The organism is Floridaenema fluviatile BLCC-F154 (assembly GCF_041929135.1).
Lineage (GTDB): Bacteria > Cyanobacteriota > Cyanobacteriia > Cyanobacteriales > Aerosakkonemataceae > Floridanema > Floridanema fluviatile.
In genome coordinates this window covers 40,215-62,288 of record NZ_JBHFNS010000031.1, presented here as the reverse complement: position 1 = coordinate 62,288, position 22,074 = coordinate 40,215, and the positions used below count along the sequence as shown (strand labels likewise).

Sequence of the window (22,074 nt, the reverse complement as noted above, 5' to 3'; positions counted from 1 at the left end):
AAAATCCCACCCTAATCTTCTTAGCTTTTCAATGTATCAAATGCGGCTCTAATTGTTTCAATTCTCTTCCGATTCACGCCTAAATCCGATTGTCCTAATCGGGAAGCCGAACGCACTTGAATTACTTTCGCTGCTTCGTCCAAGTAAAATTCTACATCATCGACAAATCCCATTAACTTACTTTTAAATTCAGCATAGATGTAGTTAGGAGATTCGGAAATAATTGTAGCTCTTTCTTGGGATTGAATCACTTTTTTTAAATCCGCGATCGCTTCCGCAGCCGAGGTATTATAAGTTAATGGCTCAATTTTGTGCTCTGTATCTGCACTTTGGCTACTAACACAATTAGGCGAATTTGGACAAGGTGCTAATTTACCATCGTTGACACCAAGATTAGTAGGTCTTTTCCCTGCAAACATTGTCATTCCTCCGGGAGAAACTATATTTATTCCCAGTAAAAGGATAGTAGCAATTAGGAGAGATAACAAGCTGATAATTAAACGGTGTAGAGGCGATCGCTTTTCTACTTGGCTGTCAACCATAAACTACAATAACCTGGATGCAACCATTAGATTATCTCACATTCCCCGCCAAAAAACCATACAAAAATCCCAATGAACTCCATAAATCATCAAGTTTCTATTCGTTCGTAGTAGCGACTTCAGTCGTTCTTTTTCTCAAGAATCGCACTGAAGTGCCTACAAAGAACCTGGATTACAATTTATTTACAGCTACTTCTCCGCGATGAAAAATTTCCTTGGCAAAATCAGTCCACATTCCTTGTCCCCAATAGCGAAAACAACTGGTTTGCAACAACATATTATACATTAAAGCTTCCCGATAATCGGCTTCTTGAGTTACATTTTCCGGTAAAGAATCAACTTTTTGATGAAATAAAACACTCAATTGATTCATCGGAGACAAAACATTTTCGTAACCTTTCACCCAACTAATATGATTTGTCCAAGAAGCGCCATCTACATGAAAATTATGATTAGTTTCTTTCAACTCTTGAATTGCTTTAATCACCGCTTCAGGAGTACAATTTTCGGGTGAAACCTTTTGCCAAATCAAATGTTGATTAATCGGTTGACAAGTGGAATAACTATCAGGATGACAACCAGCTTCTTCAATTAATTCTAAATATTCTGTGCCATTCATCGCCACAACTCCCGAAGTTCCCCCGCCATTATCCTTAATTTCATAACAAGCGCGGAAGAAAGCACTGGGAAATTCATTCATCATCACTCCGCCATTTTCCCCATCACCAATTTGACTTACGATTGGCGGAATTTCGACACCGCCTAATGTTTGTCGAGAAAGGGTTTTTGCTTCATAATAAGGTTGCATTTGTCCGACTAATTTGGTATCCGAACCTTGGGTTTTAATTAAAGCGGTAATGCTGATTTCTTCGCCTTGGGAATTTCGGGCGACTAAACGATGGGGTAAATGTCGATTTTCTAAAGGTTTCCCTTCAAGAGTTTCGACGGAATGTTCTTGCACTAATAACCAACGATAGCCGCATTCTTTTAAAGCTTTGACAAATTCAAATAAGGTGTCGGGATGATTTGGTAAGTGCATTTCTGGTGGGGAAAAACCTTTGACTCTGGCTAAAGCTTCCCAACCAAATATTGCCGCAAAATGATGTTGCCAAGCTTGGATATGTAATTTAATATCTGGAATGGGCGTGGAAGGAACTACTGAATGACTCCACATTGTTCCTAACCATTCTACATAAGGTTGGTAGTTAGGATCGATCGCAATTCTTTTAAGACTCTCTAAAATCTCTCCTCCCCAAATTTGCCGCAAGCCCCATAAAAGGTTGCCCGAATAATCTAACATGATCCGAGGATTGCAGCCATTAGCAACTAATTCGGGGATGAAATCTGCCATGCGTTTGTAACAGTTGGCGAAGGGGGTGGCGTTGTGGTTATCTCCTTCGTTGGGGTGTTCAAACATATATTGTAAGTTGCTAATTAATTCGCCATTTTGCCCTGCGGGAATGGTGGGTTGGTGCATGTGTAAGGCTATGGCAAAGGCGGCTTTTACTTGGGATATGTTAATGTTACTTTTGGGTAAGAATACTGGTTTATTTTGTTGGTTTACGGCGAAAAGTTGGCTTTCTGAACCGGAAATGTTAGGGATTCCGTTGATGTTTTCTGGTAAGTTTTGCATGAGTAATTTCTCAGTAATTAATCAGTAAGCTGTTACGCATTTAAAAGTCATATTGTAGGGTGCGTCAGATTTAGACATTTTCCTTTCTATATTAGGCTTTACCGTCTGACGCACCCTACTCCTACTCCTAACCGGGATTTAGTATAAACAGCCAACACTCATATTAATCTTTCCTCAAAACGACCAAATAATTCGTAGTGCTGGAAGCCACTTTTGAAGGTTCCATTGGTAACGGCATTTGCTACATCAGAGTTCAAGCTTAGATACATTGTCTCGTTATAAAGGAAACTTGGATCTCGCTTTTCAGTTTGTCCAAAACGTACAAAGTGCTCGTAGCCATCAGCAAAGATATCACTGGCTACTGCATTGGCAACATCTGAATTATGCTGCAAATAATAGGCTTCGTTGTACAGAAATAGATCGGGCAAACGTCCTTCATCTGCGCCAAAGGTGATGTAATGTTGGAAAGCACTTTGTAAGTTGCCATTGTTTACCGCAGCAGCAACGTCAGGGTTATTTGTCAAATAATCTGATTGACTAAATGCCTCACTGGGGTTACGCTGCTCTTGATGACCAAAGTTCAAAAAGTGAGCTAGTCCGCTGGAGATAGTTTTGTTTGCGATCGCTAAATCAACATCAGAATAACTGGCTCGATAGTAGTTTTCATCAAACAAAATGCTAGGATTCCGCCCCTCATTCCAGCCAAAGGTGATAAAGTGCTGATAGCCAGACAAAAAATCACCATTGCCAACAGCGTTAGCAACATCAGGCATTTGGCTGAGATAGTAATTTTCATCAAAGAGTTGAGCTAAAGGTAAGCCATTAATCGAATCGGTGGGAGTAGAGGCGGCTGGATTTTGATATCTGAGAAACTGCTGATAGTCAACTACAGGCGTGATGGTAGAATCGCTGGGAAATGAAGGTGCCCAGAAAGCAACTCCCTCGAACTGATAACCTAACTTTTCCCAACGAAATCTTTCCTGTTCGGAAGTTGTATATAATCGATCGGTCCCTAAAGGCGAAAAAAGTCGATAAACTGCTTCTAAACCCGGAGAAGTTGTAGTATAAGCAGTAAAAGCAATTCCTTGATCGATGTAACCTTGAGTTATAGCGGTTGTTCTCTCTTCTTCCGAAGCTGTGAGTAAATGATCTCCCGTCGTGGAATTATAGAGGCGATAAATATTACTAGTAAAACTATCTTGGGGATTTACAGCAAAGGGAACAGATTGGAATTTCCAACCTGCGGTTACTAAATCATTGGCTTCTATGGAAGAGGCTGTCCAGAAATGGCTACCCGTGCGGGGGTCTTGGAGCCGGAAAGCAACGGGTAAGTTAGTATCTACTATATAATCAGCGAGATTCTGTGAGGCATAGCTGACTACTCTGGGATTGTCCAAACTGTTAAAAACGGGAAAAATCTGAGGTGCGGCTGGCTGGGTGTAGGTAAAACCCTCAACTGGAGAGTCTCCCGGACCACCGGGATTGTAAATAGGGCTATAGTTTGTAGTTGTATAATCGGGAATTTCTACGGTTGCGATCTTGCTAATCGCCGCCTCATCTCCGGCTAAAATAATGTCAAACTGATTGTCGTGATCTTCGGTGTAATAAGGGCCAGAACCTAAGCCAGAACCGAGTTCCGCTATCCCTAAGACTTGAATGACTCCATCACTGGTGGTATAAGTGGTTTGATCTTCAGTAATTGAAAAGGCTTGACCTTGGCTATCAATGCCATGCAAAATAAAGTATCGCTCAAAGTCTCCTGGCTCAAAACCGGAAACTCCATCGGGAGAAAAGCCCCCGGATGTGAAGAGTCGCAAGCGATAGAGGGATCGATCGATCGCACTTGCGTAATAGGCATAACCATGATTTGGCAGATTAGCATTGAAACTACTGGGCGCATAATCTCCTGCCAGTGAGAGTTGACTTAGTTTAGCACCGATTAATTGTGGCCCACTGACAAAAGGATTACTGCTAGTTTGCTGCAAGCCTACAGCTGATTGTAATCCGTTCGCAGTGACAACGGTTAAAGGAGTTCGATCGGCAACAACTTCCACCAAAACTGGATAAACTGCGCCGTTCGTTCCTGGCGTGAGACGATTGCCAAAATAGCCAAACACCACCATTGTTTGACGTTCGTTAAAATCATAGTTGGGATTAAGGGCGGCGTAAAGAGGTTGAACAACTTCTCCGGTATTTAGGGTAATCTGGATATCTGTAGGATCGACAGTGCTGGGTAGTAGGGGATGACTGAATTCGATCGGCATGGCATCAAGAAAAGTATCAGTCACATTGCCATATCCCGCAGCAGTTACCCCAATCACACTAGCAGCAGAAGTAATGTTTCGCAGCGGAACCGCTGGGTTTTGATTCAGATTAGCACTAACAATTCCCGCACCTGCCTGAACAGCTAAACCAATTTGACTTTCAGTTAACAACCCAGGAATACCAATTATCCCCTCAAAACCATAACCAGCGGCAAGGATTTGCGGTTCGTTTGTATAGTAATCAGCATAAATTACCACATCTTCGTGTAGTTGTTGAAAGGCTTGAGTTTCCATACTCATTTATTCCTAAATAATTCCTTCTAAATTTTCGATCGAATCGTCCAAATTTCTAATGATTTGTTTATTCCGCTGCTTCGGGAAGAGTTACTGAGGGACTTTCTAATAGTGGTAATTTTACTATAAATGTTGCTCCCATATTTTTACCTGCGCTAGTTGCTTGAATAGTTCCTCCGTGCATTTCTACTAATTTTCGCACAATCGATAATCCAACTCCTAATCCTCCATGTCTTCTGGTAATTGAGGCATCTGCTTGGCGGAAATGTTCAAAAACATAAGGGAGGAAGTCTGGAGAAATGCCAATTCCGGTGTCAGTAATTTGAATTTGGGCGTAGGTTTTCGGTGAGGATGGTTGGCGAATTTCATTGAGTAGGGATAAGCTAATTTCTACTTTACCTTTTTCTGGGGTAAACTTGATCGCGTTGGACAATAAGTTCCAAAAAACTTGTTGCAAGCGGTTGGGATCTCCTTTAACCAGAATAGGTTCATTATCCCCCAATAGCGAATCTAAAATTGTTAAGTTTAATTCTATAGATTTGGCTTCAGCGGATAATTTTACGTTGTCAATGGCAGCTGCAATTGTTGCTGGCAAGTTGACTTTGGTAATATTTAAACTTAGTTTACCACGAAGAATCCGCGAAACATCAAGTAAATCATCAATTAGTTGAGTTTGTAATCTGGTGTTGCGTTCAATTGTTTCTAAGGCTTTATCAATTGTGTCTTGATTAAATTGGCGAGTTCTGAGTAGTCTTACCCAACCTAAAATGGGGTTGAGGGGCGATCGCAATTCATGCGACAATACCGCTAAAAATTCATCCTTAATTCTATTGGCTGTTTCTGCCACATTTCGGGCTAATTTTTCGGCTTCTAAAAGTTGTTCTCTTTCTTGTTCGGCTTGTTTGCGATCGGTAATATCATAAAATGCAGTTACTCCAGCAATAATTTCCCCATTTCTATCTTTAATTGGCGCAGAATTTACCGAGATAATTCCCTTGCTTCCATCACCTCTTTCCAGGGTAATTTCTTCTCCGGTAATTACTTCGCCTGTAATTAGAGAACGTGCTAAAGGCATTTCCCTAGCAGGGTAGAGACTACCGTCAGCATACAACAATTTCCATTCACTATATTCTTCTACATTTTCCGAGTAAAAGAAAGAATGTCCAAACATTTCTTCAGTTCGCTGATTACCAAAAACTACCTTTCCTGAAGGTGCTTCCGCGAGAATTACACCTGCGGGAAGTTGCTGTAAAATTACTTCTAAAAGTTCTTTTTGGCATTGTTGTTGAACTAGTAATCTTTCCCTTTCTGCTTCTACTCGTTTGCGTTCGGTTAAATTTAGTACAAAACAAACACATTCATCTTCTGTAGATTCCAATTTAGCCACACCTAGTAAAATGGGAATGCGACTACCATTTTGATGCAAGTATTCCTTTTCAAAGGGTTTACAAGTTCCAGTCGCTTTCACTTGAGCGATCGCTTCTCGATCCAAAATCTGATATTCTGGAGGAGTCATTTTTGCCCAACTCATTTTACCCGATCGTAAATCTTCCAACGAATAACCCACCAATTCTAAAAAAGCTTGATTAGCATCAATAATTTCACCGCGAAAATTAGCAAATAACACCCCAATTAAATTAGAATCTACTAACCGTCTTAATCTATATTCACTTTGTCGCAAAGCTGCTTCTGTTCGCTTTAACTTGGTAATATTCCGAGTCACAGCTAACACCGAAACAATTGTACCATCTGGCGCAAATTCAGGAACTAACCGAGATTGATAATAAAGAGTCCCTTGGTTTGTCAAAATGTCAAATTCAATTACCTGTTCTTCTTTACTTTCAAATACTTCTTGAATACAACTTTGCCACAAATGACATTTGGCTTCAGGTAAATCTAATTCTAAATGAGTTTTACCAATATAATCTTGAGCAGATATTCCAGTTATTTGTTCAATGGCGGAATTCACATAAACGTGACGCAATTGGCGATCGAACCTAGCAATAATATCCGGCGAATTTTCCACTAATGCTTTGAATTCCTGTTCCCGCTGATAAAGTTGATCGTGAGACGCTTCTAACTGGGTATTAGCTAACAGCAAATCTTCATTTAATTTAATTAATTGCTCGGAAAGTTGCGCCTGTCTTTTATACTCCACCGCCCGCACCTGTTCCACAGCTAAAGCTACCTGGGTAGTCGCTCTTTCTGTACTAGCAGAACCAATTAATAAACTAGTCGCACATTGAATTAAAAGCGTTAATTTATGGATGTGCAAAACTTCAGGAGAAACCGGAAATTCTGCCAAAGAAATCGCATAAGGATTGAGAATTAAATAAGCTAATAAAGTAACTAAAACACAAAAAGTAGTAGTCAACATTCCCCCAGTAACTCCAAAGCGAGTCGCAGCCCAAATAATGGGCACAAAACTCAATAGAGAAAACTGCTGAAAACCAAATCCTCCTTGATTAGCTAAAGAAACCGTAAAACTGGCAATAAATATACTTAATATGAGGATAATTACAATCTCGGCTCGTCTATAAGATGGACAAGTAAAAGGGGAAATTTCGGCAATACTATCAGTAATTGCTGATTTCGATCTTTGAAAATAATGTTGAATTCTTGGGGTTAAAACTAACAAAATTGTCGGAGCAATTGCGATCGTTCCTAAAGCATTACCTAACCACCAATTAGGAATACTAGTACTCAGTTTAGACATAGGCATTTTGTCTATAGCTACCAAAGTTAAACTACCAATTACAGCCGAAGTAGCACAAGCAGCTAAAGGAGCACTCAAAATGAAAGTAGCAGCATCCCTAAGTCGGCGGAATGATAACTCACCTTTGGCAAATTTTAGATACAGTAACCATGCGATTAATGGTTCTAAAATATCCGTTAACCCAACTAACCTCGCCCAACCTGTCAAACCCCAAAAGGGTGCCATTAAAACCGAAGCAATTCCTGTAAGAATTATCCCAATTGGGCCGAACCAAAGTGTTAATGCGATCGCAATTCCCGAAGGCGGAAACCACAAAGACACAGCTGGCTGAATCCGATAAATTAGCGCCATACCATGAGCTAGCATGAGAGCTAATAAACTGAGAATTATTACCAGCCACCCTTTTCTACCTAGACTGGATCTTAAACTTGATAATGAAAGCATAGATGTTAAATTAATTCCGTTACACTGCTAATTCTTGGTCTTTTTTCTATTATTTTAAATCCTTAACTTTCTCCCAAAAATGATTTAGCTTAACCAATTTAATTGCTAAATTTAGTTAAACTTGGTAATGCTAACACAAATAAACTAACAGACGTAATTATCTTAAGAGGGATTTTGGTTAAACTATCCTGATTCACTCCTCGTACTTTCTTTCTTAGCAATAATTCCCTCTCCTAATCCTCTGACTCCAGAAATATTCTAGTTTTCATCAGGTCGATCGCTTTTTCCCTTTACCATTGAATTTCCTATAGTTATGATGAGAGATAGACAAGAAAATTAACTTAAGTAAGTAATTAGCGATCGATCTTTACCTACAGGAGAAATTAACATGGTAACAATATCAAAAAATCGCCAAACAGAACCAATTAAAAACTTACCTGATGGCCCCAAAACTCCCCGATTGATTCAGACAATACGCGGCGTTTTGCAGCCATTAAAATACCTCGAAAAATCTAGCAAAGAGTACGGAGATTTTTATACAGTCAAATTTGCCGGATTTCCCACCCAAGTAGTTATTAGTAACCCCCAAGCAATTCAAGAAATCTTTACCGCCGACTCGAAAACATTTTATGCTGGTAAAGGCAATCAGTTTTTACATCCCTTACTAGGTGAACATTCTCTTACCTTACATGATGGTAATTATCATCAACAGCAAAGAAAACTCTTGCTACCTTCATTTCATGGCGAAAGAATGAAAGCTTATGGTAACACTATTTGCCAAATTACCGAACAAGTAATTAATCAATGGAAACTTGGCGAAGTTTTCTCAGCGCGTCAAGCAATGCAAGAAATTTCCTTAAAAGTAATTCTTCGCACCATTTTTGGACTAGATGAAGGAGAACGTTACGACCAACTTCGGCAACTAATGGGAGAACTAATAGATACAATTGGTTCACCTTTAAAATCTAGTTTTATCCTTTTACCAATCTTGCAAAAAGATTTAGGTAACTGGAGTCCTTGGGGAAAATTTCTTCGCCAAAAACAGCAAATTAACGAATTACTCAATGCCGAAATTCGGGAACGAAAAGCTGCTAACGACTTCTCCGGCGAAGACATTCTCACGTTAATGATGTTAGCTAAAGACGAAGCCGGACAACCAATGAGCGAAGCCGAATTAAGAGATGAATTAATGACGCTTTTGTTTGCCGGACATGAAACCACAGCCACAGCCTTAGCTTGGGCATTATACTGGATTCATAGCCTACCCGAAGTCAAAGAAAAATTACTCAAAGAGTTAAATTCACTGGGCGAAAATCCCGACTTAATGGCAATTACCAAACTACCTTACTTCAATGCAGTTTGTTGTGAAACCCTGCGAATTTACCCAGTAGTATTATTTACTTTTACTCGCATTGTGCAAACACCAATTAGAATTATGGACTACGAATTTCAGCCGGGAACTCTACTATCACCCTGCATTTATTTAGTCCATCATCGAGAAGATTTATACCCGCAATCTAAACAATTTAAACCAGAACGTTTTCTCGATCGGCAATTTTCCCCTTATGAATTTTTCCCCTTTGGTGGTGGAAATAGACGCTGCATAGGCATGGCGTTTGCCATGTTTGAAATGAAATTAGTTTTAGCCACAATCTTGCAACGCACAGAACTAAAACTAGCCGAAAATCGCCCCGTACTACCTGCACGTCGGGGCATCACAATGGCACCTGTAGGAGGCGTAAAAATTGTCGCCACTAAGTAACATTCGTAAATCTGTAGGCTGCTAACTTATTTGTAGGGTGCGTTACCTTAGCACCAACGCACCCTACAAATAAAAGATTTTTTAATCAATATTTAACATTTAAAATCTCAAATTGAATGACGCTATATTGCTAGTAGTGTGAAGTATCATAGCTCAAAGCTAGACTACGTAGCATAAACTTAGGTACTTAAGTAAAAACAAAGGAAAATTCATCAGATGGCAGGCGAAATCATTATCGGAACCAATGAAAATGATGTTCTTATAGGTAAGGAAGAAAATGACACCATCTTTGGTGCTGAGGGAAATGATGCAATATCTGGTCTTGCTGGTAATGACTTGCTTAATGGTAATCAAGGAGATGATGCGATCGAGAGCGGTACAGGAAATGATACCGTTTTAGGTGGCAAAGATAACGACAATATCTTAGGCAATGAAGGAAATGATTTCCTCTTTGGTCAACTAGGAAATGACACCATTATTGGTGGTCTAGGAAAAGATATTATTTACGGAAATCAAGGCAAAGATATTATCAACGGAGGTGAAGAAAACGATACTCTCCTGGGTGGCAAAGACGAAGATGTTCTCTTCGGTGAAATTGGCAAAGATCTCCTGTTTGGCGACTTAGGAAATGATAGCCTCTATGGTGAAGGAGATAATGATACCCTTTTCGGAAATCAAGGCAATGATTTCCTCGAAGGAGGTGCCGGAAATGATACTATCTATGGCGGTCAGGACGACGACATTATTTTGGGTCAAGAAGGCAATGATATCCTATTTGGCAACTTAGGAGATGACAGCGTATCTGGTAATGAAGGAGATGACATTCTTTTCGGCAATGTAGGTAAGGATACCCTAGACGGAGGACTGGGAAAAAATACCCTCTACGGTGGTCAGGATGACGATCTGATCGTTGGTAGAGAAGAGAATGACCTTTTGTTTGGTAATCTAGGGAAAGATACCATTGTTGGCAATAATGGTGATGATACGATCAATGGTAACGAAGATAACGATACCTTAGATGGTGGATTAGGTAAAGACCTAATTTATGGTGGCAAAGACGATGACCTAATTTATGGTTTTGATGATGATGATTCCCTGTTTGGGAATTTAGGAAATGACAGTATTGCGGGTGAGGATGGTAATGATACCCTCAGTGGTAATCAAGGTAACGATATTTTAGATGGTGGATTAGGTGAAGACTTAATTTATGGGGGTAAAGATGACGACATAATTTATGGTTTTGATGATAATGATTCCCTGTTTGGCGACATAGGAAATGATAGTATTTTTGGCGAAGTTGGGAATGATATTCTCGATGGTGGCGATGGTCAGGATACCTTATATGGGGATGATGGCGATGATGAACTCAATGGTGGTGACGATCGCGATATCTTAATCGGTGGTGCTGGTACTGATTTTCTCTCAGGGGAAAAGGGAAATGATTCTCTGCTGGGCGATACTGGTAATGATATCCTCTTCGGCGATCTCGGAGATGATTCTCTGTTGGGTGATGCAGATGACGATCTTCTCTTTGGTGGTGATGGCAGAGACTTGCTAATTGGCGGTACTGGCGATGATACTCTCAATGGTGGTATTGGCAATGACTCGCTAGTTGGCGATACTGGCAATGACTCGCTAGTTGGCGGTACTGGCAATGATACCTTGATTGGGGTGGCGATCGATTCTGATAGTACCTCTCCCGGTGAAGGAGAAATTGATACTTTAACTGGTGATGCTGATTCCGATTTGTTTGTGTTAGGAAATAGTTCTGTAGTGTTCTATGACGATGGTAATAATAGTAGTTCTGGCGATCAAGATTATGCCTTAATTACTAATTTTCAATTTGGCAAAGATCGAATCCAACTCAACGGTGCGATCGATGATTATGAGATTGAAGCGACTACTGGAGATTTACCCGCAGGTCAAGGTATTTTATTGATAACTGGGGATTCTACGGAATTAATTGCGATCGTCCAAGGCGATGATGTTTTACTAACAAATAATTCCTTTAAGTTTGTTTAGTTAAATGTCATTTGTCATTAGTCATTGGTTGGGAAATTCAAACAACAATGGCTAATGACTGACTATAGCAGTTACTAAACTAACTCCGAAAGAAAAAGCTAAACTGGCTACTATAGCGTATATAATAATTCCCAAAATTCTGGTTTTTGGAATGCCTAATAACCATCCCTCTAAACTAATAACTAAGCTGATTAATATAGGCAAAATAATACATCCCTGGAGCAACAATCGTCTTAAAGTTGGGTTGCGCCAGTGCGATCGACTTAACTCCGCTAGGCAAAAGTTCGGAGTTAGTTGTTCGTCAATGCGATGTATATAATTACGCCATACTGTCGGACGGAAGAAAAGCCAAAATACTAGTTGTACACAACCCTGTATTAAATTTGGGTGTGGTTCAGGTTCGTAGCTATAAGCATTATGTAGATTATTTGGCAAGGTCATATTGATTTAATATTTTTCTAGTTCTTTAGCCAATATAAAAAATCAACATTAGTTTACTTACTTGAGAGTTTGCACATCAGGATAAGCCAAAATCTTTGCATCAGCAGTCAATAAAGAACAACCATTAATTCTGGCAGTAGCTACAATAATTTGGTCAGCCGGATCGCGGTGAAAACCTATTAGTTTAGTTGACTCAATAATTATCGGAATTGTCAGGTTAATTAGCTGCACTCCGGGATAAGCTAAAGCTGCTGTTAACCACTCTTCAACTGTAACTGGTAAAGTAAGCCTGCTATTTTCTACTAATTTTGCCACTTCCCAACAAGAAATAATGTTCACTCCTAACCCTTGTGATTCATACTGCTGCAACCAATCTTTGTGTTTCTGAGTAAGTCTCGGATCGTTTTGCACCCACCAAACCCATATATGAGTATCCAGGATAATCATTGCAACGCTTCCCAATCTTCTAAGGGCGTAGCAGATCCAAATGGATCATCATAGCGATATGGTTGTTTATCTCTCAAAGGATAAGGACTGCTTTCTGAGGGTTGGGAATGACTTTCTAAAATGATAACTTCAACTGAATCCCCTACCTGAAAAGGTAAATCCTTTAAGAGCAATGTTCCATTTTGAGTTAAAGTTGTTTCTATCTTGTGTGCTTTCATATTGAATCTTTTTTATCTGTCTCTTAAATGTACAAATGGCTTTATCTGTTGTAAGCCTTCTTCACGCCAATTATCGTCAGTTTCTCCATCTTCCAGACTAAATAATCTTTCTTGACAAAGGATTTGCAGCAGAATCGGCCAGCGTCCGCTTTCAGCTAAAATCCACTTTATATCATCCTCAGAAAACTGTCTTGCAATATAACCCAGATTACTCGCCTTGTACAGGTTTATTAGATGCTTTGGATCGAGTACAGCGTTTTTTCCATTTCATCACTTTTGGAATCTGGCAACAATCATTTTATTGAAGATATTGTTGCTTAGTGGGATGGTGCGTTACGCGATCGCTAACGCACCCTACAAAACATCAAATAAACAATTCTGGGATTCTGGTTTTTAATTCGGCATTTAACCTGGGTAAGTCTTCGCGCATTTTTAAGTACCAGTCTCGGCGTTGGCGGTAATGTTGGGAAAGTAAGCGATTATTTTTCACCCAATTATATGCGTTTTGGGCAATGTTTTGTCGCCATTGGGTATCGGCAATTAACTTTCTCAATTTACCTTCAAATTCGGTTATTGAATGATAAATTAATCCGGTTTCTCCTTCGACAATTGTATTTTCATAAACTGTAGGACTAGCTAAAACTGTTACTCCATGTCCGGCACATTCGATAAATTTGAGGTCGGATTTCATGCTGTTAAATCTGGTGGGATTTAAGGGTAAGATGGCAATGTCACAGCTATGAAGAATTTCTTGATATCTTTCGTAAGGACAGAAGGATTCAAATTGTTTCTGGGGGGTTTCTAAGGCATTGAAAAAGTTTCGATCGTAGATGACTTGAACGCGAGTCCGATCGCCAAATTCCCCCAACACCCGATTGATTATAGGCATAATTTCTGCCCAATCTTCTTCCCGATTTAAAGCGCCGAAAAACAAGCTAACTGGCGCTTCTGATTCATAATTTCTGGCTGGTGGTAGATAAGCTAATTGATTTGGAAAAACGCCGATATCGGGATTTATTCCTCGCAAAAACTCTGCCAAAGGTTCGGTAGAAGTTTGCACGCAATGACAAGCAGTGTAACTGAAAAATTGATTTTCTTCATGGGCGGGCCAACGTAGCGGATCGTCATCAATTTCTGCAACAATTAGATAACCTCGACGCAACAATTCTTGCAGTTTTGGTATATCATTTTCTTTCTGTAAGAATGCTCTTTGCCAAATAAAAACTTTATCTTCTTCCGGTCTAGCAACGCTCAGATTAGCTGTTTTTACTGTGGCTAATGTTCGGACTCCGGGAATTGTCGCACTTAGTTGATCTGGTTCTAAAACTCTAACGCGATCGCACGCGATCGGAGCCATCAAAATAGTTTGAATCAGCAAAGGTTTAGATGTCAAGGGAGTCTTAGTAGCTCTGACTACATATTGTAAAGCTGCGGTTCGCTGAGCAAAATCATTTGCTGGCAAACCCAAACTATTAACAACTGGAGCCATTATTTGCTGGAATTTCTGAAAAGTCTCCCCTTGTTGTCCTCTTGGTTGCACATCGTAAATATGCAATCCTACATTAGCAAATAATTGCTTAATACTATCCAAAGCGAAAAAGCGCAAATGAGTTTTATCTAACAAACCTTCCTCTTCATATTCCCAATTTCCCCGCAACAATCTCAGAATTAAACTCCAATGTTGTACGTTAGGAATACAAGCTAAAACTTGACCATCTGCTTTCAACCATTTTAAATGATGACCTAGCACCGCCCAAGGATCGACTAGATGTTCTAACACATCGCCATAAACTAAACAATCTGCTACATTTTCGCCAATTTCTGTGGCTAAATTTAAGTCTTCGGCACTTCCTATCACTACGCGATCTAATCTGGTTTCCGCAATTTTTGCCGCAGTTTCATTTAATTCAATGCCGATATATTTACAATGGGGATTAATTCTTTTATACTGTTCTCCTAAAGCTCCTGCTCCACAACCAACTTCGATAATTACTTGGGCATCAGCGGGCAAAAGTCGGAGTAAATCAGGGTTAGCTCGATTGTAATAATCGGGTATGGATGCAAAGTTAGCAATAGGTGGTTGAATAGCTAAATTTGCTGGCTGAGAAACTTTAATTTCCTCCTTCGTACTTCCACTTTCCTTTACCTCAGCTTTCTTGCTCTCCTGCTGCTCAGCAGGAACTCCTAAAAATCTCTGACTCCAAGCATTACTGTAATGTTCAACTTCCAAAAAGTTAGCATTTTGAGGAGTAGGTTTATAAATACGAAAAGTCCGCATGATTCCCAGACTAGCGGCACTTTCTAAAGGGCTGAAAAAACTAGTATTGCGATCGAGAAAATGCGGTTGCTGTATCCAATAATTCATTTGAGCAACATTGAGGAAATAACAACCAGCATGAGGATTAGTAGTACGGCGAAAAATTACAGTTTGTCCGAGAATTTGCCCGATCAGTTCTGGTTGTTCTTCTACATTTTGAAAATCCGCAGTGAATAAAGGTGATAAATTTCCATCAATGTAGATTTTGTTGCTGTTTCCTGGGGGAGAAAGTTCGTAACGATTTGGTTGGAGTAAAGCATTGTCTCCTGCTTGTTTGTTAAACCAATTAAGTTTGACGAATAACCAAGGATCGTGGAGAATTAAATCGTCTTCTAAAAAGCAAAAGTAATCGTAACTTCCTACACAATCACGGAGTAATGCTTGACATTCAAAACCGAGTAACATCGGTTCCGCATTGGTGCGGTAGTGTTTATATAAGTTGGCAGGTAGGGAAATTTGCTCAAGGAGATGCAAATTTTTAGTAGTACAAATAACTATATCTATGTTGTTTGCGTGAGACTGATTCGCTGATTTCGCTGCACCTCGAGCAATATCAACGCTAGCTTGGGATTTGCCAAATAGTTTGTGTAAAGAACTGATACAAGCGGTAAGTGCTTGTATCCGAGGTTGAGGGTTTTTTCCCTGTGAACCGTACTGACTACCTTCGCTGGGTTGGTAAAAGTGAGGAATTGTAAACAGAATCCGCATGGAATTTGTTAAGGTTGCCTGAAACCTAAATAATTGCTCATAAATTGTAAAGAATTTTCCGTAAATTTTGGCAATTGATGATCGAAAATAAAGATGTTCTCTAAAAAACTTTAGCAATGACTACGATCGAAGCAGCTGCTAAGTTTGATCCAGAGTCCCTAGACTTAGTTATGGTAGATGCTGCCCACGACTATGATTCTGTTAAAGCTGATTTGCTCAACTGGTATTCTAAAATCAAACCGGGCAGAATTCTGCTCTGTGATGATTATGAAATAGAATGGCCGGGAGTAATGCGGACTGTGAAAACAGTTGGTTTAGAGGTTACTGTAATAGCAGGATCGTTGTGGATGCACCAAAAGCCAAAGGAAAAAGTATAACTCGGAAGTGATGACATTAGTATTTCAAGCGGGCGAACAAAAAATTCAACCTACAGAATTTCTGGAAATGATGACTCGTTACCAGCTAATGCCGCAATTTTTGCGCGGGTTGATTATCGATAAAGCGATCGCAGACATTCCATATACTGAGGAAGAAATGCTCTCAGCAGTCGCTCAAATTGAAGCTCAGTATCAACTTAATACCCCAGAAGCTAAAGCAGCTTGGCTGCAAAATCAAGGAATCACAGAGGAACAGTTAAAAGAATTATCAGTGCGCCCCCTGCGAGTAGAAAAATACAAACAAGCTAATTGGGGCAATAAGATAGAAAATTATTTTCTCACCCGGAAACCCTATCTTGACCAAGTAGTTTATTCTTTGATTCGGACGAAAGATTTGGGTTTGGCAAATGAAATTTACTTTCGGATTCAAGAAGGCGAACAATCTTTTGCCGAATTAGCCGAAAAATACTCCCAAGGGCCTGAAGGTAAAACTGGAGGCTTACTAGGACCAGTTTCGATTAAGCAACCCCATCCCCTAATTAGTCAACTGCTAGCTGTCAGCCAACCCGGTCAACTTTGGCCTCCAAGAGCCTTGGCAGAATGGTTTGTGATTATTAGACTAGAAAAAAATATTCCCGCCCAACTTGATGATGCCATGCGTCGTCGCTTAGTGGACGAGATGTTTGAAACCTGGATTGGGGAACAAATCAAACAAATGGGACCGATTCAAGTAATTGATAGTCAGAGGGAAACCGTAGAAACCGCAGAAACCGCAGAAACCGCAGAAATTCCAGATGGTCAGTCGCCAGTTTCCTTAACGAGTGACACAGGAAAGTAGAATATAACCAAAAAAGCCGGAAATCAAAAATTTAAAATCAAAAATCTAAAGTTCTTATGACCCAAGCAGTTTCTCGATCGCAAATTCAAACATTTCTCGCCCAGACGGAACCTTTTAACCAACTGGAAAGTAACGCCTTACAAAAACTGTCGGCTGAATGTCAGTTATTAAGGTATCGGATTGGGCAACCAATTATCCAAAGAGAAATCCCCTTAACCCAGATTGCCATAGTTTACATGGGACAAGTGCGGGTGTTAGGCTACGACCAACGCACCCAAACCCCAGTCAGCTTGTACATGGCAGGGCCAGGAAAAGTGTTAGGCTGGGCGGGATTAGTGCGGGGGGAAGGTTGCGAAACGGCGATCGCCTCAGACGAAGTGATCTGTATTACCATTCCGACCAGTGTATTTTTATCCTTCATCAATCAAGAACCAGTTCTGCGCCAAGCATTTCGCGAACAAGCAAGTATCAGTGAAATATTTGAACTTTTAAGTTTAGAATTACAACGTCGGGCGATCGCCACAGTCAACCTGAAAGAACTGACCACAGAAATTCTTCCCCAAGCCAAAGTAGTCAACCTTGCCAACGGTCAAGCGACTTTACCAGAACTCGATCGCGACCTATTGTGGATGGTAAGCAGCGGCATGATCGGCGCATACTCCAACGGTAGCCGCTTTCCCATCCAAGACACACCATCCTGGGTACCCGTCAAAGGCAAACAAGGCGGAAGGTTGTTAGGCGTACCATTATCTGCCTTACCCAAATCAGCCGCGATTACACCAACAGTGGAAGCAGAAGTAGTTGCAGAAACAGAAGAGGAAACCGAATCAACTACTCAACAGTCTCCCTACGACGATATTCCCTACGCCTCAGAAGCGCCGCCGAAAATCGAACCGACCATAGTCTCAGAACGTCCCTTTCAATTTTTTAAAGGAAAAGGTCCGATCGAAGCGCCCCTAGCCTGCTTTAAAATGCTAGCTAAGTATTTAGGCGTAACTTTTCGCCGGGACGTAATTCGGAAAATTATTGATAACCAAATTAAAACCAAAGGCGGACTAACACTCCTCACCTGTGGTGGAATTAGCGAAATGATGGGTATTAGCGCCCAGTTAATTCAAATTCAAGCCGCCGCAATTCCCAGATTAAAAGCACCAGCATTAATTCAATGGCAAGATAGCTTTGCTATTCTCTACAAAATTAGTGAAAAAGAATTAATGTTGGCAGTTCCCGAAGAAGGAATCCGCCGCCGTACTCCTAAAGAATTTACCGAAACTTGGGGCACAGAAGGACAAGTATTATTACTGCAACCTCGACCCGAAGGACAAAGAGAAAAATTCAGCTTGCGCTGGTTTTTACCAGCAATTAGAAAACATAAAAAAGTCCTGATTGAAGTGTTTATCGCTTCTTTCCTAGTGCAACTTTTTGCTTTAGCAAATCCTTTAGCAACACAGGTAATTATTGACCAAGTAATTAAAGATCGCAGCGATAGCATTCTGCATAGTGTGGGGTTATTGCTGTTAGTAGTTGCAGTTTTTGAAGCCTTACTGACTTACATCAGGACGACGTTATTTGTTGATACTACCAACCGAATAGATATTAGTTTGGGTTCAGAAGTAATTGACCATATGCTGAAATTACCTCTGAATTACTTTGATAACCGTCGGGTAGGGGAACTAGCTGGACGGGTAAACGAGTTGGAAAATATTCGGCAATTTTTGACCGGGACAGCGTTAACTGTGGTATTAGATGCGCTGTTCTCAGTGTTTTATATTGCCTTCATGTTGGTGTACAGCATTCCCCTGACTTTGGTGGCTTTATCCACAATTCCATTGTTTGCTATTTTGACTTTAACAGTTGCGCCGATCGTCCAACGGCAACTACGCACCAAAGCCGAACGTCACGCCGACACCCAATCATATTTAGTCGAAGTGTTATCAGGGATTCAAACAGTTAAAGCTCAAACAATTGAGTTGAAATCCCGCTGGAATTGGCAAGAAAAATACGCCCGTTATGTATCAGCAGGGTTTAAAACTGTATTAACTTTTAGTACCGCTAGTTCGCTGTCTGGCTTCTTTAATAAATTGTCTGGATTATTGCTGTTGTGGGTAGGTGCTTACATGGTAATTTCTAACCCACCGCAATTAACATTAGGACAATTAATCGCTTTCCGAATCATTGCGGGTTATGTCACCAGTCCTTTGTTACGTTTAGTGCAGTTGTGGCAAAACTTCCAAGAAACTGCTTTGTCTATTGAACGACTCAGCGACATTTTGGATGCTCATCCTGAAGCGGATGAAACTAACAGCACTAATATTGCTATGCCGCCAATTCAAGGTACTGTTACTTACGAAAATTTATCGTTCCGATTTAATCCTAGCGGCCCCTTGCAATTGGTGAATGTTAATTTAGATTTTGCCCCAGGAACTTTTGTGGGAATTGTCGGTCAAAGTGGTTCTGGTAAGAGTACGTTGATGAAATTGCTGCAACGACTTTATGAACCAACTGCGGGCAGAATTCAAGTAGATGGCTACGATATTGCTAAAGTGGAGTTGTACTCCTTACGTCGGCAAATTGGGATGGTGTTGCAGGATACGTTGTTATTTAATGGCACAATCCGGGAAAACATTAGTTTAACTAACCCAGAAGCTACCGACGAGGAGATTATCGAAGCAGCTAAAATTGCCGTAGCTCATGACTTTATCATGTCCTTGTCTAATGGTTATAACACGGTGGTTGGTGAAAGGGGTTCCTCACTTTCGGGGGGACAAAGACAAAGGATCGCTATTGCTAGAACTGTGTTACAAAGCCCTAGAATGCTAATTCTGGACGAGGCTACTAGCGCCCTCGACTACCACTCGGAACGGCAAGTTTGTGAAAATTTAGAAAAGGCATTTCACGATCGCACAGTTTTCTTTATTACTCACCGCTTGAGTACTGTAAGAAGTGCTGATGTAATACTGATGATGGATCAAGGTGCAGTTGTCGAACAGGGAACTCACAAAGAACTAATGGCGCTGAAAGGACGCTACTATTGCCTCTATCAGCAACAGGAATCGGAAGTAATGTAAGTTATCGGTCATTAGTCATTTGCGATATTTACTAAAACAAATGACTAGTGACAATCAAAAAAATTCAAATTCTAAAATCTAAAATTCTCAATGAGGACTAATAACAAATGAGTACTAAACAAACAACGGAACATCATACCAACGGCAATGGGAATGGGAATGGGAAGCACAATAGTGCTACTCAAATGAAGGAATTTGAGACAGTTTGGGAACCGAAAGAACAACCAATAATTAGAACTCCTTTACCGTTTCGCCCGGACGATCAACCTGTTATTTTAGAAAGACCTTCTTGGTGGTCGCACGCTTTTATCTGGATGATTATTGGTGTGACTGGTACTGGTTTACTTTGGGCTGGTTTTGCACCTTTGGATCAAACTGTGCCTGCTCAGGGTAAGTTGGAAGCCGAGGGAGCAGTTAAAGAGTTGCGTGCGCCTAATGGTGGGGTGGTAAGAGATATTTTTGTCAAGGATGGCGATCGGGTTAAACAAGGTCAAGTACTATTAGTTCTGGACTCTTTAGCACCTCAAGCAGACTTAGATGCTTTGGTAAGACAACGGGAATTGTTACTTAAGGAAAACCAATTTTACAACGGTCAGTTTAACGGATCGTTAGCGAGTGCTAGCCCGGAATTCCAAGAATTATTAAGGTCAAAAGCAGCTTTAGTATCCGAAAATCAATACCTGACAGCTTTAGCAAGTGGTAATAATAGTACACTGTCGCCATCTAGTAACGATCCATTTTTAGCCAACCAACAAGGACTTTTGGCAGCTAGTCGGGCGGAATCGCAATCTCGTCAGGAAGCGGCTAGATTGCAAATTCAAGAGTTGCAAGCACAATTAGCCCAGGTGCAGACTCAGTTAGCGGCTGCACAGTCCCAAATTCCCATGTACGAGCAGCAAATTATTACTTCTCGGCAGCGGGTAGAGGCGGCGCAAAGGCAATTGGAAGCGGCTAAACAGCAGCTACCAAATTCGGAAAAACGCCTTGCTACGGCTAAGGAGTTGTTGGCTACTGATGAAGGTTTGTTGGCAAAGATTAGACCTGTGGTAGAACAAGGTGCTTTGTCTGATTTGCAAGGTAGACGGCAGTTGCAACAAGTTTTAACTCGTAAAAATGAAGTAGCAGCTAGTGAAGCCGAAATTCTTTCGCGGAAAGAGCAAATTTCTGGCATTTTAGGGGAAATTGCGGAACGGCAAAATGAAATTACTTTGCGCCAAACTGAGTTGTTGAGAACTAAGGCGGAAGCGGAACGTTTGCAATCTGAGCAAGAACGTTTAAATGTGGAGATTGGCAGAGCGAAAAATCAATGGCAAAATGCGATCGCATTTTCCGAAAAAGATGTGCGAACCAAAATTGCTGATAATCACAAACGCATTGCCGAAATTGATAGTCAGTTAGCTCGGTTACGCTTGGAAAATAAGAAAAAGCTGGATGAAATTGATGCACAGATTGCTAAGGCAAAACAAGCGGTACAGTTCCAGAAAATTGAAGCTCCGGTGGATGGAATAGTATTTAATTTGAAACCTACTGGGCCCGGATATGTGGTGCGACAAATTGATACGGAACCTGTAATGTCCATTGTGCCTGATGATAAGTTGGTGGCGAAAGTTTACTTGACAAACCGGGATATTGGTCAGGTTGTTGATAGATTAAATAGACAACCTGAAGGTTTGCCTGTGGAAGTGAATGTGGAGTCTTTCCCCTCGACTGAGTTTGGTACTTTACAAGGTAAGTTGACTTCTATTGGTTCCGATGTTTTACCACCGACTCAGGAACGTCCTTTTTACAGTTTCCCAGCAACTATTGAATTGCAAAAACAGAAGTTAGAAATCAATGGTAAACCAATTGGTCTTCAGTCTGGGATGGCTGTGAATGCTAGCGTTAAGGTGCGGAAGCGGACTTTGTTGGCTATCTTTACCGAGTTGTTCCAAAAACAAGTCGATCATTTAGAAACTGTGCGTTAAGGGAATTTCGGATAATTGA

General features: G+C 40.6%; 14 protein-coding genes. 6 read left to right on the top strand and 8 right to left on the bottom strand.

All coding sequences use genetic code 11. The features are described 5' to 3' along the window. Window positions 1-20 precede the first annotated feature (20 nt). The 4 genes from ACE1B6_RS07205 to ACE1B6_RS07190 form a co-directional block, all read right to left on the bottom strand. A complete protein-coding gene (locus tag ACE1B6_RS07205; RefSeq protein ID WP_413256572.1) occupies window positions 21-542 on the bottom strand; it encodes a DUF1499 domain-containing protein in 522 nt (173 codons plus the stop codon). Between the two features lie 172 nt (window positions 543-714). Then, window positions 715-2,175: a glycosyl hydrolase family 57 gene (locus tag ACE1B6_RS07200; protein WP_413256571.1), complete on the bottom strand. Its 1,461-nt coding sequence runs from the start codon at window positions 2,173-2,175 to the stop codon at window positions 715-717. A gap of 158 nt (window positions 2,176-2,333) precedes the next feature. Then, the gene (locus ACE1B6_RS07195) at window positions 2,334-4,733 is read right to left on the bottom strand and encodes a hypothetical protein (RefSeq protein ID WP_413256570.1); all 2,400 of its coding nucleotides are present in this window, start codon (window positions 4,731-4,733) and stop codon (window positions 2,334-2,336) included. A gap of 67 nt (window positions 4,734-4,800) precedes the next feature. Continuing rightward, entirely contained in the window at window positions 4,801-7,893 is a 3,093-nt protein-coding gene (locus tag ACE1B6_RS07190; protein ID WP_413256569.1) for a PAS domain S-box protein, read from the bottom strand. A gap of 388 nt (window positions 7,894-8,281) precedes the next feature. Between ACE1B6_RS07190 and ACE1B6_RS07185 the strand changes: the two genes are divergently transcribed. Together ACE1B6_RS07185 and ACE1B6_RS07180 are read left to right on the top strand one after the other, a co-directional pair. Beyond that, window positions 8,282-9,655, top strand: coding sequence for a cytochrome P450 (locus ACE1B6_RS07185; protein ID WP_413256568.1), 1,374 nt, complete (start codon window positions 8,282-8,284; stop codon window positions 9,653-9,655). Window positions 9,656-9,871: 216 nt separating this feature from the next. Next, window positions 9,872-11,677, top strand: a complete 1,806-nt coding sequence (locus tag ACE1B6_RS07180) for a calcium-binding protein (RefSeq protein ID WP_413256567.1) — start codon at window positions 9,872-9,874, stop codon at window positions 11,675-11,677. A gap of 51 nt (window positions 11,678-11,728) precedes the next feature. On the opposite strand, the gene ACE1B6_RS07175 is transcribed toward ACE1B6_RS07180, so the two are convergent. The 4 genes from ACE1B6_RS07175 to ACE1B6_RS07160 all read right to left on the bottom strand — a co-directional run bounded on the left by ACE1B6_RS07175 (window position 11,729) and on the right by ACE1B6_RS07160 (window position 15,808). After that, on the bottom strand, window positions 11,729-12,118 hold the full coding sequence (locus tag ACE1B6_RS07175) for a hypothetical protein (RefSeq protein WP_413256566.1): 390 nt from the start codon (window positions 12,116-12,118) through the stop codon (window positions 11,729-11,731). Between the two features lie 57 nt (window positions 12,119-12,175). Beyond that, on the bottom strand, window positions 12,176-12,565 hold the full coding sequence (locus ACE1B6_RS07170; RefSeq protein WP_413256565.1) for a type II toxin-antitoxin system VapC family toxin: 390 nt from the start codon (window positions 12,563-12,565) through the stop codon (window positions 12,176-12,178). Next, window positions 12,562-12,783, bottom strand: a complete 222-nt coding sequence (locus ACE1B6_RS07165) for a hypothetical protein (protein WP_413256564.1) — start codon at window positions 12,781-12,783, stop codon at window positions 12,562-12,564. Before ACE1B6_RS07165 ends, ACE1B6_RS07170 begins: the two co-directional genes overlap by 4 nt. 364 nt (window positions 12,784-13,147) lie before the next feature. Then, complete coding sequence (locus tag ACE1B6_RS07160) at window positions 13,148-15,808, bottom strand: methyltransferase domain-containing protein (RefSeq protein ID WP_413256563.1); 2,661 nt, start codon at window positions 15,806-15,808, stop codon at window positions 13,148-13,150. A gap of 116 nt (window positions 15,809-15,924) precedes the next feature. Here ACE1B6_RS07160 and ACE1B6_RS07155 point away from each other — a divergent pair, with 116 nt between their 5' ends. The 4 genes from ACE1B6_RS07155 to ACE1B6_RS07140 all read left to right on the top strand — a co-directional run bounded on the left by ACE1B6_RS07155 (window position 15,925) and on the right by ACE1B6_RS07140 (window position 22,055). Further along, window positions 15,925-16,185 (top strand): class I SAM-dependent methyltransferase, encoded by a 261-nt coding sequence (locus ACE1B6_RS07155; protein WP_413256562.1) that lies wholly within the window; start codon window positions 15,925-15,927, stop codon window positions 16,183-16,185. Window positions 16,186-16,195: 10 nt separating this feature from the next. Continuing rightward, a complete protein-coding gene (locus tag ACE1B6_RS07150; RefSeq protein WP_413256561.1) occupies window positions 16,196-17,023 on the top strand; it encodes a peptidylprolyl isomerase in 828 nt (275 codons plus the stop codon). A 56-nt stretch (window positions 17,024-17,079) separates the two neighbouring features. Beyond that, window positions 17,080-20,091: a peptidase domain-containing ABC transporter gene (locus tag ACE1B6_RS07145; protein WP_413256560.1), complete on the top strand. Its 3,012-nt coding sequence runs from the start codon at window positions 17,080-17,082 to the stop codon at window positions 20,089-20,091. A 107-nt stretch (window positions 20,092-20,198) separates the two neighbouring features. Beyond that, window positions 20,199-22,055 (top strand): HlyD family efflux transporter periplasmic adaptor subunit, encoded by a 1,857-nt coding sequence (locus tag ACE1B6_RS07140; RefSeq protein WP_413256559.1) that lies wholly within the window; start codon window positions 20,199-20,201, stop codon window positions 22,053-22,055. The last annotated feature ends 19 nt before the right edge of the window (window positions 22,056-22,074 follow it).

Coding starts and splice junctions, on each gene's coding strand:
- ACE1B6_RS07205 (WP_413256572.1), bottom strand. CDS start 542: ATGGTTGACAGCCAAGTAGAAAAGCGATCGCCTCTACACCGTTTAATT.
- ACE1B6_RS07200 (WP_413256571.1), bottom strand. CDS start 2,175: ATGCAAAACTTACCAGAAAACATCAACGGAATCCCTAACATTTCCGGT.
- ACE1B6_RS07195 (WP_413256570.1), bottom strand. CDS start 4,733: ATGGAAACTCAAGCCTTTCAACAACTACACGAAGATGTGGTAATTTAT.
- ACE1B6_RS07190 (WP_413256569.1), bottom strand. CDS start 7,893: ATGCTTTCATTATCAAGTTTAAGATCCAGTCTAGGTAGAAAAGGGTGG.
- ACE1B6_RS07185 (WP_413256568.1), top strand. CDS start 8,282: ATGGTAACAATATCAAAAAATCGCCAAACAGAACCAATTAAAAACTTA.
- ACE1B6_RS07180 (WP_413256567.1), top strand. CDS start 9,872: ATGGCAGGCGAAATCATTATCGGAACCAATGAAAATGATGTTCTTATA.
- ACE1B6_RS07175 (WP_413256566.1), bottom strand. CDS start 12,118: ATGACCTTGCCAAATAATCTACATAATGCTTATAGCTACGAACCTGAA.
- ACE1B6_RS07170 (WP_413256565.1), bottom strand. CDS start 12,565: ATGATTATCCTGGATACTCATATATGGGTTTGGTGGGTGCAAAACGAT.
- ACE1B6_RS07165 (WP_413256564.1), bottom strand. CDS start 12,783: ATGAAAGCACACAAGATAGAAACAACTTTAACTCAAAATGGAACATTG.
- ACE1B6_RS07160 (WP_413256563.1), bottom strand. CDS start 15,808: ATGCGGATTCTGTTTACAATTCCTCACTTTTACCAACCCAGCGAAGGT.
- ACE1B6_RS07155 (WP_413256562.1), top strand. CDS start 15,925: ATGACTACGATCGAAGCAGCTGCTAAGTTTGATCCAGAGTCCCTAGAC.
- ACE1B6_RS07150 (WP_413256561.1), top strand. CDS start 16,196: ATGACATTAGTATTTCAAGCGGGCGAACAAAAAATTCAACCTACAGAA.
- ACE1B6_RS07145 (WP_413256560.1), top strand. CDS start 17,080: ATGACCCAAGCAGTTTCTCGATCGCAAATTCAAACATTTCTCGCCCAG.
- ACE1B6_RS07140 (WP_413256559.1), top strand. CDS start 20,199: ATGAGTACTAAACAAACAACGGAACATCATACCAACGGCAATGGGAAT.